The organism is Pseudoglutamicibacter cumminsii, assembly GCF_016907775.1.
GTDB classification, from domain to species: domain Bacteria; phylum Actinomycetota; class Actinomycetes; order Actinomycetales; family Micrococcaceae; genus Pseudoglutamicibacter; species Pseudoglutamicibacter cumminsii.
Window position 1 is genome coordinate 1,184,972 of the sequence record NZ_JAFBCO010000001.1, and the last position, 14,480, is coordinate 1,199,451.

Genomic DNA, 14,480 nt, shown 5'->3' on the forward strand with positions numbered 1-14,480 from the left:
CCAGGTCGGGCGCGTCGTCTAGGCGGCGTTTGGCTGGCTGTTGGGAAGTTAAACCTGGGAAGTGAACCCTAGGCCTCGTAGTTAAAAACCGGATCGATGAAGTGGGCCACGAGCGCGACTTGGTCGTCGAGCTCGGCTTCGCATGCGTGCTCGAGGTGCTCCTTTCGACGCCAGGCTGCCCACTTGGACTGGCTGACGGCGCCGTAGCCTTTCAGATGTGGACCGACGGGTTCAAGGGAGATGCCGCGGTACTGAGCGACGGCTTCGGCCGATCGCCGTAGTTCTTGTGGGTCGAACCCTTGCCTGCAGAGTTGGACGATGTCGACGTAGTCGCGCCACCGCGTACTAGTGATGCCTCTTTCCAATATAGTGACGGCTTTCTCAGCGATTGTTGTCTCGGCGGCGTAACCCAGCAGCTGTAGTGGTTCGCCGAGTAGCCGATCGATTGTCACGAGTTGCGGTGGGGGAATGATGGGATCCCCGGTAGAAACATCCCATGCCGAGGTGCCTTTCCATGGCCCGATGGATGCTTTTACACGTACTCGATAGCCGGGATAGGTGGAATGTTCTCGGATCTCCTGAACTGTGATGCTCGCGTCGTCGAATATAACCCCGTCATCAGCGGACTGGTTGGCGATGTCGGCGACAACGAGGCCAAGGTGCTGTGGACTCACGTCTGCGTTGATGGCGTTAGCGTCCGCATCCTTTGTGGGACGGCGGACGCCATACGCTGCGAGCAGGATTCCTCCCTTGAGTACGAAGTCGTCTCCGTGTCCGCTACGCACCAGCCGGTCAAGGAACGACTCGTGCAGGTGGCGGATCATGTACTCCTGAGTGGGAGTTGGTGATCCTGTTTTGCTCGCTGTCGACCGAGCTTTGGCTTGGAGGGCGCGGAATACGACGTCGCCATGTGTCATGTCAGCAGCTCCAGGGCTTGGAGGAGCGGGGTCTTGGCCCGGGGGAGTTGCAGGGCGAGCTGCATCAGGGTGTTGGGTTTGCCGCCGCGACGCAACCATTCTTTGAGGGCGTCTCGCGCGGTTTCGTAGCCGAGCTGGCCGCGTAGCCGGAACGCGTCGGCGATGCAACGTTCAGGGGAATAGAGCCCGATCCGCAGGTCTGTACCTTCGATAGGTATTTCTTCGCGGCCGAGGTCGAAGGTTTCGGCGTCGAACTGGTGCCATGTGATCGCCTGCTCGGTTGTGGGGGAGCGGGTGCCGCGGGGGATCGCGATGTTGAGCGTGTCAGGGATCGCGTCAGTTAAGTCATGATAAGCGAGCGCAGAAGTGAGGCAGATCGTCGACTCGGGGCGTCGGGTTGCGGCTTCGGTCATGCCCCAGTCGGCGACTGGCGCGTCCTCGGGAAGATAGATCCCGCGTGCGATCCGCGTCATGGCGCCAGATTCTGCGGCCCGGTAGAGCCCGGTGCGGGACAGGCCTGCGCGGGCGGCGGTAGATGGGGTGATCGGACGCATGCGTTCACCTCCAGTACATGAAACAAAACGCTTACAGATAATTATATCTGTTGATGTTTAGTTCCGCTAGGGGCTGATGGATGTGACGTAAGTTAGATCTAATTGTTCTTTCGAACCAGTGACCTTATAGGACCGTTCACCGTGGTCTGGCCGCGGTGCGTGTTTCAGGAGTCTGAACGTTTTGGCGACACCGACGTCGATTGAGTTGTTCCTTGCCGATGGGACCCCGGGCGGGCTGATTGCGGCGGAGATTTCCGGGTGGACCGGCAAGATCATCGCCGCCCCACGGAAATCGCTGGGGGCGTTGCTGGCGCGCGAGGAGGCGCTCTCGAACGGCGTCTATATTCTCTTGGGTGAGGACGCCGAGTCCATCAACAACACGTGGTGCTACATCGGTAGGTCGGAGAACTTCGCGGAGCGGCTGCGCAACCATCAAGCGAATAAACCTAAGTGGCAGCGGGCCATCATCATCCTGAGCTTGCACCATTCCTTCAACGAAGGGCACTGGGGCTATATGGAAGCCAAGCTATTGCAGGAGGCGCGGAAGGCAGACCGGTGCAGCTTGGATGAGAACAAGAACAACCCGCGCTCCCGGAAACTCTCGGAATCGCAAGAGGCATCCGTCAACGAATTCATCCGCAAAGTGAAGCTGATTCTGCCGATGTTGGGCGTCAACATCTTGCGGTCCGCGTCCGGGGAGGAGGGTGCGGCGCCTTCCGTTCAGCGTGGTGTGAAGGACGAATCGCCGGTGTTTTCTCTGGTGCACGCCAGCCGTGGCGTGGATGCACGGATGCGGCCGGTGGATGGCGAACTGTTCGTGCTGGAAGGCTCGCGCCTGGTCAAGCAATGGGACACCAGTGCGGCGCGCTCTGAGCACACCCGCCGCAGCTATGAGGCGTTGGCACAGCAACATCGCAAGCTGATCGCGGACGGTTCGCTACGGGTAGAGGACGATGCGTGTGTTGCCACCCGCGACATCGTGTTCAACTCGCCCTCTACGGCGGCAGCGATATGTCTTGGCCGTAGTAGTAATGGCCGGATTGCATGGACAACTAGCGGCGGGATGACGTATGCGCAGTGGGAAGCCGCCGCGGAGTAGCGGTGGCGTGAGGAATGAGGTAGGGCCGATGAGTGATGAGTTTGTAGACCCTCTCTTGGTAGGTCTGCGCGAAGACCTGGTGACCAGGGGCCTGCGGCGTGTCCTGGATGCGACCGCCCTTGAAACGCAGATTGGCAAGGTTGACAAGGCCGACTTCCCGCACGTCGCGGCCCGCTTCGTTGCGGAACGCCTCGAACAAGAGCTCCAGCAGATCAGCGGCGAAGAAGAACGTATCGATTTCGTGAACCGGCTTCTGGCGACCATGAGTTCCGTGAGCCACGGCGAGCACATCGAGGGGCCTAAACCCCAGCAACTGTTGAGCACCGCGAAACCACCTCACAAGGCGCCGCAGTCACCGTCGATCCCGATCTCCGAAGTCGCTCTACTGACCAACGCGCAAGGCGACCCCCGCCTTGGCCCCGAGCTCAAAACCGAAATGCTCAGCGCTGACGCCGTCGACGTGGTGATGTCTTTCGTTCGCTGGTCCGGCATCCGGTTGATCGCTCAGGAACTTCAAGAGCTCAACCGGCGTGGAGTCCCGGTCCGTCTCCTCACCACCACCTATATGGGTGCAACCGAGAAACGCGCCCTGGACTATCTGGTGAATGAGTGCGGCGCCGAAGTCCGCATCAGCTACGACACCCAAACCACCCGCCTACACGCCAAAGCGTGGGTCTTCCGCCGCAACACCGGCTTCCACACCGGCTACATCGGCAGCTCCAACCTCAGCAAAGCGGCGATGGTGGACGGGCTCGAATGGAACGTGCGGGTTTCCAACATCCAGACCCCAGCGCTGGTCGAAAAGTTCGAGGCCACGTTTGAAAGCTATTGGCAGTCGCCGATCTTCGAACCCTACGTTCCTGAAAAGGACGGGGAACGGCTCCAGCAAGCACTCAACAACGGCGCCGCGGACAAGGTTCCGGACTCGCTGTTGGCCACGAACCTGGATGTTCGCCCGTACCCGCACCAGGCGATCATCCTGGACGACCTCCAACACGAACGCGAAGTCCTCAACCGGCACCGCAACCTCGTGGTTGCGGCAACCGGTACCGGCAAGACCGTGATCGCCGCGCTGGACTACCGCCGCCTATGCGAAAACACCAAGGGCCCACGCCCGCGGTTGCTGTTCGTTGCGCATCGGCGTGAAATCCTGGAGCAATCCCTGCGAACCTTCCGTGACGTTCTCGGCGACGGCTCTTTCGGGGAGCTGTTGGGCGGGAACTACCGGCCCACCAAGTGGGACCATGTATTCGCATCCATCCAGACACTGTCTCAGGAAACGGTCTTCACCAAGCTGGACCGCGATCACTTTGACGTGGTGATCATCGACGAATTCCACCACAGTGCCGGCGCCACGTACGAACGCGTCATCCAGCATTTTGATGGGTGTAAAGAGTTCCTGGGGTTGACCGCAACTCCTGAGCGGATGGACGGCCAGAACATCGTGGGCCAATACTTTGACGGCCGGATCGCGAGCGAACTCCGGCTCTGGACTGCGCTGGACAACGATCTTCTGGTTCCTTTCCACTACTTCGGCATCGCCGATGGTGTGGACCTATCCGGTGCCCAGTTCACTGCCGGCGGGTACCGGGTCGCGGACCTGGACCGTCTTTATACTGGCAACGATCAGCGCGCTAAGAAAATCATTCAAGCCACCCGCGAGATCGTGACTGATACCGGCAACATGAAAGCCCTCGGCTTCTGCGTCTCTGTTGACCACGCCACCTACATGGCCGAAGTTTTCAACCAGGCCGGCATCCCATCGGGCGTTGTCACGGGCAAGACCTCGCGCGAGGACCGCGACCAAGCGATCAAACAGCTTGCCTCTGGCGAGTTGAACTGCCTCATGGCGGTCGATGTTTTCAACGAGGGCTTCGACCTGCCAGCTATTGACACGGTCCTGATGATGCGGCCGACCCAGTCGGCCACCATCTTCATCCAGCAGCTAGGCCGCGGCCTGCGCCGAGCGAAAGACAAGAGCATCCTGACGGTCCTGGATTTTGTGGGTCACCAGCACAAGAACTTCCGCTTCGATATCAAACTGCACGCACTCACCGGTCAGGACCGGAAACAGTTGCAACGTTCTGCGGAGGATCATTTCCCGATGCTGCCGGCAGGGTGTCAGATTGTGCTCGATGAGGTCACTCAGAAGGAGGTTGTCGCTAACCTTCGGAGCCAGGTGACGATGAGCACCAAGGACTTCCTGGCGGATGTGCGCCAGATGAGCACGGCGGCTGACGTGAAAGCTGGCCTGCACCTCAAGGACTATTTGGAGCGGTCTGATCGCGACCTTCCGTCGGTATATAAACCGGGAGCGACCCGCACATACCTCGGTGATAAAGGACCGAACGCGTGGGTCCAATATGAAGCATGGGCGAATGAGCGCAGCTCGTTCCGTCCGAGCGAAGCCGAAAGCAAACTGCTGCAGCGAGCCAACAAGTTTGTACATGTGGACGACCCGGTCCGTTTCGAGGGATATCTGCGCGTATTGAACAGCGGCAAGGTCACACCTGAGTTGCTGCAGGATCCGGTTGCGTTGATGCTGTACTACTCGTTCTGGCCGTCTGGTCATGAGAATGGGGTTGCAGCTGGGTTGACGGAGCTTCTGGAGGCTCGGTTTGTGCGGGAGGAACTGGCGCAGATTATGCAGTTCCGGGAAGTGGTTTCCAGGGCTGTTCCGCGTCCGCTGTCTGGAGGGCTTGAGACCCAACCCATCAGAAGCCACGCGACCTATACCCGAGAGGAACTGCTTGCTGGCTTGGGCGTGGGGTCGCTGAACTCGGAGAAGCCTGGCAGCATCCGTGAAGGCGTGAAGTGGATTCCGGAACTGCAGACCGATGTGTTGCTGGTGACGTTGAAGAAATCGGAGGCCGACTATTCTCCGACCACGATGTATCACGATTACGCCTTGACAGACACGCTGTTCCATTGGGAATCTCAAAGCCTCACGCGGGAAGCATCGCCCACCGGGCAGCGGTACATCAACCACGAATCAGAAGGCTCGCACGTGGTCCTGTTCGTCCGGAAGGCGAAGAACGGTGAGATCGGAACGGAGCCATACACGTGCCTCGGTAACGCCCGCTATGTGAAGCATTCAGGGGAGAAACCGATGCAGATCATTTGGGAACTTGAACGCCCGATGCCGGCGAGCTTGTTCGATATCGCTCGCGCGGCTCGGTAGGTAGTAGCGGCGGGTCACGACATCGTCATGGCCCGCCGCTATCCCTCCGGGTAGATTCAGAGCATGGACCTGCATGAGTTTGTTGCACCCTTCGCCAAGCATCTTGGCGCGTGGAGCGGCTCCGGTCGCGGCTACTATCCCACCATCGACGGCTTCGAATACAACGAAACCCTCACCTTCACCGGTGTACCCGGCAAGCCGTTCGTCAAGGTTGAGCAGAAAACCACATCGCCCGCCGGGGCACCCATGCATGTGGAAACCGGATACCTCCGCTTCAGCGCAACCGACCACGTCGAACTGATCCTCGCGCAACCCACCGGGCAAACCGAACTGCTCGAAGGCACCTACAACCCCGCGAACGGGACGCTCGAGCTCACCGAATCCCGCATCGTGAACTCCAGCACCGCGAAAACCGTCAACGAAACCCAGCGGTTCTACACGTTCAACCGCGACCAGCTGACCACCGCGTTCCACATGGCCGCGGTCGGTGAAGCCATGACGCAACACCTCGAAAGCACGCTACACCGCACTGAAGCGGACCGCGCCGGGATGCACGCATAAGATAGCCCCGTGCCCATCACCCGCTCCATCCACGAAACCGCCGCCGCGCATCCCACGTGGCCCGCGATCACGAGCGAAAACTGTGTGCTCAGCTACCGCGAACTGGTGCAGGAAAGCTCCCGCATCGTCACCGCCGCCAACTGGCTGCACCGCAAAGCCCGGTTGGTGGGACGGAATGAGTCAGAGTCGCGGCCGGTGACCGCGGTGTGCACTACATCGGCGTTTGAAGCGGCACGGATCATGACGGCGCTTGCTGGTTCCGAACACGTTTTCGCGGCGATAGACCCGCGATGGCCGGTCGAACATCAGCGCAACATCGTGCGTTCGGCAGGGATCGGCGTGGTGATCGTGGATGACACACAATCCGCCGCAACCCTCCGGGAAGCCCTAGACGAGGAATGCGACGAGGACTGGGGCGGGATCGTCTGCACGATCACGGAGTTCCGGAATCTCGAACACGCGGTTGATACTGAGCCGGATGCTGCGGAGGAGGACGTTGCGAGGGAGGTGCCGGGCGAACGCCCCGAGGACGAACCTTTCCTCATGCTGTTCTCTTCCGGGACCACAGCCGCGCCGAAAGCGTTCCTCAAAACCCGCGGGCAATACCGGGCGAACCTCGAGGTCTCCAAACGACACCTCGGAGTAGGGCCTAAAGACGATGCTACTGGGCCAGAAGACGGTTCGACGCCGGGACATGGCTACGTGCCGGAGGGCGAGCTCGGGGCTCGCCTCCGGATGGGGCCGCGCGTGGTCACGTTTGCGCCGGGACCGTTCGCTTACTCACTCACCCTCTACGCGGCGGTGGAAGCGCTCGCGACCGGCGGCACCATCCACCTTTCCAGCAGCCACACCGACGGGCTCGCGCTCGCGGACCTGGGGGAGCGCATCGCGCGCGAAAGGATTACCCGCATCGTCACCGTCCCCGCGATGCTACGCGGCATCATCACCCAAGCCACCCGCACGCCGGAGCTGTTTGCGCGGCTGGAGCTGATCGTTGTGGGCGGCGCCGACCTCCCCGAAAACCTCCGCCACGAGCTCGCCGCCGTCCTCCCACGCACCGAACTCATCAGTTATTACGGCGCCGCGGAAATCGGGTTCATCGGGCAAGGAATCCCCGGCCACCCCGGATGGCATGAGGTCTACAACGGGGTTGACGTGCAGATCCGCGACGAGAACGGCGTGCCCGTGCGTGATGGTGAACGGGGCACCATCTGGGTTCGGGCCGCATCGGCCTCGGACGGATATGTGGTTGGCGGCAACACGGCACATGACGGCGGCGGCCTGCTGGATGAGCGCGGCTGGGCGAGCGTCGGCGACCAAGGCCGCACGCGCATCGTCGACGGCCGGCGACAGGTCCAGGGGGTGGGCCGCGCCGGCGACATCATCAACACCGGCGGCCACAAGGTCGCGCTCCCGGAAGTGACCCGCGCCTACACGGACTTCACGGCCGGTGGACAAGCGTTCGATGCGGTTGCGGTCGGGTTGCCGGATGCCACGCTGGGTACGGTTCTCGCGCTCGCCGTCGAAGACTTCGGGGTGGGACTGAGTAGCAGTGGGTTGAGCGGCAGTGGGTTGGGCGGCACCCGCGTCGACCCCCTCCTGACCAAGGCAGCGTTGCGTGAGTGGGGCAGGGAACGGTTGGCGCCGCAGTTCGTTCCGGCGCAGTACTACGTGGTGCCTCGGCTGCCGCGAACGGTGGGCGGCAAAATCAAGACCACCGAACTCGCCGAACTGCTTCGCTCCAGCCATGCTGCACAACACGGCGCGGAAGGGGTGCAACGGTTATGACGCACGCGAAAGTCACGATCACCGGGCTTGGTGCAATCACCCCGAGCGGGCTGACCGTCCCCGAGGTGTGGGACTCCGTCGTCAACGGCCGCAGCGGCATCCGGGTTCTGGAGGGCGAGGGGTTCGAAACCCCGCACGCCCGCGAACTCGCTGTGCGCATCGGCGGTCAGGTCCGCGGCTTCAACCGCGAAGACTACGTGGACCGGCAGCTCGCCCGCCGGCTCGAGGACATGCACGTGTGGGCCATCGCCGCCGCCGACCAAGCCCTCGCTCAAGCCGGCATTCACTTGCCCGGTGCCACCGAACCTAACGCTGCCCTGCCGTGGGATCCGTCGCGGGTTATGGTCGTGGTGGCTACGGGTTCGGGTCCGTTGCGGCCGCATCATGAGGCGGCGCTCGCGTTCGAACAACGCGGGCAACGCGGCGTCCCGTTGAGCCTTACGATGCACGGCGCCCCCGACGCCCCTGCCGCACTCATCAGCCAGCGGTACGGGGTCACGGGGCCGGCTCGTGCGGTGTCGGCGACGTGCGCCTCCGGTGCCGTCGCGCTTGGGGAGGCGATGCGCGCGCTACGTCACGGGTATGCGGACGCCGCGATCGTGGTCGGTGTAGAGGACTGCGTGAACCCGATCAACGTGTCCTCCAACGCGAACGTTCGGGCGCTCGCCGCGGGCTACGAGGCTAACCCCGAGCAAGCATCACGGCCGTTTGATCGCGGCCGAAAAGGGTTCGTGGTTACCGCCGGGGCCGCCGCGGTGGTTCTGGAACGTGAAACCGTTGCACAGTCCCGCGGGGCGCACGCGCTCGCGGAGCTCGCGGGTTACGGTGCTTCTTCGGACGCCCACCACCCGACGGCCCCTCTGCCCGATGGTCGCGGTGCCGCAGCCGCGATGCGCGCGGCTCTCGCTGACGCCGGGCTTACGCCGGAACAGTTCGCCACGGGCGGTCCGGATGGTGGCGCCAGTGGTCACGTTAACGCGCACGGAACCGGGACGATGGCAGGCGACGCGGCGGAGGCCGCCGCGCTCACCGCCGTGTTCGGCGGGGCAGGGAACCTAACCCGACTCCCGATCACCGCGACCAAGTCCTCGACCGGCCACCTGCTGGGTGCCGCGGGAGTCCTCGAGGCAGTGATCAGTGTGTGTTCGCTGCGGGAGGGGATTATCCCGCCGACCATCAACCTGGAGGACCCAGCGTTCCCGGAGCTCAACATCGTGCGCGAACCGCGCCGCATGACCCCGGAAAGTAACACGGCGGTTTTGTCTAATTCGTTCGGGTTTGGTGGGCATAACGCGGCGATCCTCATTACGGCGCGGGAGTAGGCGACCCGCGCGGAAGCCAACGGCCCAGCGCGCCTGGGGCACCGGCCGTCGGCCCCCGTAACAAGACGCGGCAACCCATTGAGGCGGGCCCTGCTCAGGCGTAGAGTGCAACAACGCCCGGAAGGCTTACACCGGCAGGTAGCCGGCGTGGACGGGCGCGACCTCAAACGCTCGCAGGAGAGTGAACCTCATGTCCGAAACCCGCATCGATTTTCTGTACCTCAACGAACCAGACATGATCGCCGCGGGGGTGACCGATATGGCGCGGTGCGTGGACGTGATGGAAGAGACTCTCGTGCTGCTGCGGCGCGGGGATTTCCGGATGGCGGGCGCGAACGCGATGTCGCACGGCGCGATGATCAGCTTCCCCAAGGAACCGGAATTTGAGAACATGCCGGCCGACGGCCCCGACCGGCGTTTCATGGCGATGCCCGCCTACCTGGGCGGCCGGTTCCACACCGCGGGCGCGAAATGGTACGGATCCAACGTAGAGAACCGGAAGAAGGGCCTGCCGCGCTCAATCCACACCCTGGCGCTCAACGATGCGGATACCGGGGCGCCGCTCGCGTACATGTCCGCGAACCTCATCTCCGCGTACCGCACCGGCGCGATCCCGGGCGTCGCGGCCAAGCATCTCGCGCGGAAGGATGCACGTACGTTCGGCATCGTCGGCCCTGGCGTGATTGGCCGTTCCGTTACGCAGGCCGTTATGTCGCAGTGCCCAGGCATCGAGGAGATCGTGGTCAACGGCATCGACCAACCGGATGTTGACCGCTACCGCACCTTCATCGAGCAGAACTTTCCGCACATCCGTTCGGTGCGGGCCGCATCGGACGTTGAAGAGGTAGTGCGGGCCGCCGATGTGGTGACGGTGACGGTCACGACCGGTGGCGAAGGCTCGTCCGCGTTCCCGTTCATTGATGAGGAGTGGATCAAGCCGGGCGCAGTTCTTTTGTTGCCGACAGCGGTGCGGTTCGATGACACGTTCATCGCCTCGGACCGCGTCACGAAGGTGGTGGATTCGTGGCGCCTGTACGATGCGTGGGCTGAGGAATACGGTGTGGGCGCCTACCAGAAGCTCGGGATTATCGGCACGCACTGGCACGACCTGATGCGGGCCGGGCTGCTGGAGCGGGACTCGATCGTGGACATGGCGGACATTATCGAAGATGCTGCGCCTGGCCGGCAGGATAATGAGCAGATCTTCCTGTATTCGGTGGGTGGTATGCCGGTTGAGGACGTCGCATGGGCGACCGAGGTGTACCGGAACGCTGTAGAGAAGGGGATCGGGACCAAGCTCAACCTGTGGGATGCGCCGAACCTGGCGTGATCAAACCTGTGAATCAGCTTGTCCTATTCTTGTAATACCCCATGTGGTGTCACTATTATTAGTCCCGTGTTGAAGAGGATCGCATTGCAGGAAACCTTCCTACGGCAGATTTTTCAGCACGAGTCTTGGTAGGTAACTGAAGGATGGGGCTCAATGGCACGGCCAATCTTCGCAAACCGTTCAACACGTGGAACCGTGTTCGCGGTTCTCGCCGCGTTTATCGCGGTCATCATGGTTTTCGCTTCGCAAACGGTTTATGCCTTTGGTAGCGCCGATAAAAGCGGCGGCACCAAAGCGTATGAGCTAGAAGGTGTGTGGAAGGACCAACCCGAGGTGGTCACATCGGGTCTCGATGTTCTTTCTATGGTGTGGCACCTGGATATCAACGATTCGGCGCCAGCGCCAGGCAATAAACCCACCACTGACAACCTCCTGACTGTCACGGTGAAGAACGCGCACTTTGGCGAGATCCCCGCTCAATGTCTCAGTGGCGAGGCGGGTGCTTCAAGGATTTCAGAAGATCAGCGCACCTTGACGTGTGACATCGGTGAGCGCGATGAGGGTACCGCTCAGATGGTGCTGTCGGGCGTCAAGGTTGATGGCCCAGCTGAGTCGAAGGTCTCTGCGAAGGCAACCTTCCGGGGTCTTGAAGCTGAGCTGCCGGAGATCCCGATCGTCGCGCCGTTCATCATGGACGCCAAGTTCGATGCTGGTGCACCGAGCTCGTTGACTGGTCAGCCAGACACGTACCAGTTCATGTCTTTCCCGTTCTCGTTGGCGCATTCAACGGGATCCGCGGCGGGCCCGGAAAGCGTGAGTTATGACATCACGATCAATGGTGTCCGCGGCGAAAGAATCACTACGCAGGATGTAGCGTGCGCGCCTATTGATCGCGTGCATTCTGGTTATCCGTACTCAGCTCCGGGTAAGCCTCAAGCGCAGACCGCGAAGTTCCCTACATGTGAGTTCACTCTGGTTGATGCTGAGACGAACACTTTCCGTTTGACCTTGTCTGATCTGGATTATGTTTCGAAGCGTCCAGAGCTTGACTCGAATGGTGTCCGTTTGCCTCAGGTTCAGCCGAAGCATCCGCGCGAGGTGATCGCTGCTGGAGAGCTTCGCATCAAGGTTCCGTATATGGTTGCCGGGCCAAATTCGAACGCCAAGACCAACGTGACGCTGAAGGCATCGGCGCCGACGTACACCGCCGTCGATGGGTCGACGAGTGATGACGACCCGTCGAACAACCAGAACCGCGCCCCGATGATCCGCGGCAACTGGACGGGTGCATGGGTTGTTGGGTCCCAGTACCCGAAGGCATACCCGGGTATCGGATGGTCTGACACGTCGCGTGCTCCCGTGGGCGCTACTGTGATGTCGGTGTCCGGAATCGCTCCTCCGCGCGTTGAGGGCTTCTCTGACAACTGGATTTGCAACACCCTAGATACTGAGCGCGTCGATTTCGTCGACGCCCGTGTGGTTGCTGACCCTTACGCGAAGCCGAACGTCTACTACGGCGAGAACGTGGAGGGCCTTGACATCCTCTATTACACGGGTGAGGTCAAGGACCCCAACCTCTTCGACTGCGGTACCACGGAAACCCCGTTTGATGAAGGGAAGGACGAAAAGGACGGCTGGAGCTACACCAAGCCTGCCGACCTCTCGACGGTGAAGGCTGTCAAGCTGCGTGTGCCTCGCGCTAAGGGCCACTTGTCGAAGCTCCCGCAGTCGTACTTCTACCTGGTGATCGAACAGAAGATTCACGATGACGTAGAGATCGGTGCGGACGTGTGGACGTGGACTTCCGTCCTTAACGAGAGGCACACTGAGTGGAAGATGGATATCAACGCGAAGATTGCTTATGGCCGCGTGACCAATGAACGTGAGATTACTCCTGGGTTCGCATCCCCTGGCGTGGTTACTGAGGGAGTCCGCTATCCATACGCTGGCCCAGGACGTGACCTCTTGCGGGTGGTTCCCTCGCTACCTGTTGTAGCCAAGGACGTCGCCCAGCCGGAGTATGGTCCGGGTGAGGAAGCTGACTACACGATTCGTTATGGCCTCGAATCCGAGGTTGCGAACATGCCTAAGGATCAGGTGGTTATTGAAGACACCTTGCCGGCAGGTATGGAGTATGTTCCGGGTAGCGCTGACGTTGAGCCTGACGTGAAGACCAACGCTAACGGCCAGCAGGTTTTGACGTGGACGAAGGACGACGTTGAACCTAATATCCGCGTCTTTGAGGACGGCAACGCTTACGTCATTAACTACAAGGCGAAGTTGCCTAAGGACGCAAAGCCTGGAGCGGTTTACACCAACGAGGTCGCGGCATCGAGCCAGGGCCAGACCCGCAAGGCGACAGCTAAGGTGACGGTGCCGCGGGCCGGCTACACGTCGCTGAAGAAAAACGTTGAAACGCCTGTTGTTGAGACGACTCGGAACGGTGTTGCGGCTAACGAATGGACGCTTAGCCTGACGTCGAATGACCCGACACGTTCGAACCTCACTGACGTGATCGATGTGCTTCCGTCAAACAATGATTCCCAGGGTTCGAAGTTTGATGGCACACTCAAGGTGACCGGAGTTGAAGGTGCTGAAGGCGCGAAGGTCTACAGCACCACTGTGGACCCAGCTGAGATTGATGAAGACCCGAATGCCAAGGTCAATGGTGGCACCGGAACACCGTCTGACATCTGGGAAGAAGGCGTGAAGGAGGACGCGACCGCGCTCCGCGTTATCACCAAAGCCCCGCTGGCATTTGGGGATACTCAAACGATTACTGTGAAGACTGAGCTGCATCAAGCCCAGCATGGCGATGTTGTTGTCAACAAGGCCGTGGGTCGTGCTGAGAACACGAAACTGCGGATGCGTACGTCTGCGCAGTTCACGGTGCGCACGCCTGTCGACGTCAGCGTTGAGAAGGTGTGGAAGGACGAGAACGGCGAGACTCTTACGGAGACTCCGGACTCGGTGCAGGTGCAGTTGATGCGCCAGCAGGGAGATAAAAGCACCCCGGTGGGCGAGAAGGTTGTGCTTTCAGCCGCAAATGACTGGAAGCACACGTTTGAATCGCTTCCAGCCGTGGTCGATGACGAGCCGGTCAGCTACACGGTGAAGGAAGACTCGGTTGACGGCTACACTGCGCAGGTCGAGGTTGCGGACGCCGGCGGCGTCTTCGAGGTAACGGTCACGAATACACGTGAACCGGAGCCAACGCCTGAGCCGACGCCTGAGCCGAGCGAGGAACCAACGCCTGAGCCGAGTGAGGAACCGACGCCGGAGCCGAGTGAGGAACCGACGCCGGAGCCGAGTGAGGAACCGACGCCGGAGCCAAGCGAGGAGCCGACGCCGGAACCGAGTGAGGAGCCGACGCCGGAACCGAGTGAGGAACCAACCCCGGAACCATCCCCGGAGCCGGGTGGCGATCCAACCCCTGCTCCGACCCCGGAGAAACCGGGGGTTCCTGAAAAGGGCCTGGCTCGAACTGGCGCGGAGGTTGCAGGCTTCCTCGCACTCGCGGCCACGTTGCTTGCAAGCGGGTTGTTCCTGTTGAGGCGACCACGCAAGCAGTGAAACTCGTGCGAGCGGTAGCTAGCTGACAACGCTGTAACTAGCTGGCAACAGAGCGGTGGCCCCTCCGGATAGGAAGGGCCACCACTCTGTTGTGCTGTGATGTGTTGTGTTGTGTTGTAAAACCATGCAAGCCCAAGACCGACGGTCGGTCGGCT

Annotated in this window: 9 protein-coding genes; 7 read left to right on the forward strand and 2 right to left on the reverse strand. The window is 61.5% G+C overall.

Going from position 1 to position 14,480, the window contains the following annotated elements; translation table 11 throughout:
• Positions 1-68: 68 nt before the first annotated feature.
• Together JOD50_RS05445 and JOD50_RS05450 are read right to left on the reverse strand one after the other, a co-directional pair.
• Positions 69-917, reverse strand: coding sequence for a nucleotidyl transferase AbiEii/AbiGii toxin family protein (locus JOD50_RS05445; RefSeq protein WP_204880721.1), 849 nt, complete (start codon positions 915-917; stop codon positions 69-71).
• Entirely contained in the window at positions 914-1,471 is a 558-nt protein-coding gene (locus JOD50_RS05450) for a type IV toxin-antitoxin system AbiEi family antitoxin domain-containing protein (protein WP_204880722.1), read from the reverse strand. Before JOD50_RS05450 ends, JOD50_RS05445 begins: the two co-directional genes overlap by 4 nt.
• A 181-nt stretch (positions 1,472-1,652) precedes the next feature.
• On the opposite strand from JOD50_RS05450, the gene JOD50_RS05455 reads away from it, so the two are divergent.
• The 7 genes from JOD50_RS05455 (at position 1,653) to JOD50_RS05485 (ending at position 14,325) form a co-directional block, all read left to right on the forward strand.
• The gene (locus JOD50_RS05455; RefSeq protein ID WP_204880723.1) at positions 1,653-2,570 is read left to right on the forward strand and encodes a GIY-YIG nuclease family protein; all 918 of its coding nucleotides are present in this window, start codon (positions 1,653-1,655) and stop codon (positions 2,568-2,570) included.
• A gap of 28 nt (positions 2,571-2,598) precedes the next feature.
• Positions 2,599-5,751, forward strand: a complete 3,153-nt coding sequence (locus JOD50_RS05460; RefSeq protein WP_204880724.1) for a DEAD/DEAH box helicase — start codon at positions 2,599-2,601, stop codon at positions 5,749-5,751.
• A 63-nt stretch (positions 5,752-5,814) separates the two neighbouring features.
• A complete protein-coding gene (locus JOD50_RS05465; RefSeq protein WP_204880725.1) occupies positions 5,815-6,312 on the forward strand; it encodes a heme-binding beta-barrel domain-containing protein in 498 nt (165 codons plus the stop codon).
• Between the two features lie 9 nt (positions 6,313-6,321).
• Positions 6,322-8,100, forward strand: coding sequence for an AMP-binding protein (locus JOD50_RS05470; RefSeq protein WP_204880726.1), 1,779 nt, complete (start codon positions 6,322-6,324; stop codon positions 8,098-8,100).
• Entirely contained in the window at positions 8,097-9,422 is a 1,326-nt protein-coding gene (locus tag JOD50_RS05475) for a beta-ketoacyl-[acyl-carrier-protein] synthase family protein (protein ID WP_204880727.1), read from the forward strand. The genes JOD50_RS05470 and JOD50_RS05475 overlap by 4 nt, the downstream gene beginning before the upstream one ends.
• A 190-nt stretch (positions 9,423-9,612) precedes the next feature.
• Complete coding sequence (locus JOD50_RS05480; protein WP_204880728.1) at positions 9,613-10,752, forward strand: tyramine oxidase subunit B; 1,140 nt, start codon at positions 9,613-9,615, stop codon at positions 10,750-10,752.
• A gap of 153 nt (positions 10,753-10,905) precedes the next feature.
• A complete protein-coding gene (locus JOD50_RS05485) occupies positions 10,906-14,325 on the forward strand; it encodes a Cna B-type domain-containing protein (protein ID WP_204880729.1) in 3,420 nt (1,139 codons plus the stop codon).
• Positions 14,326-14,480 lie beyond the last annotated feature (155 nt).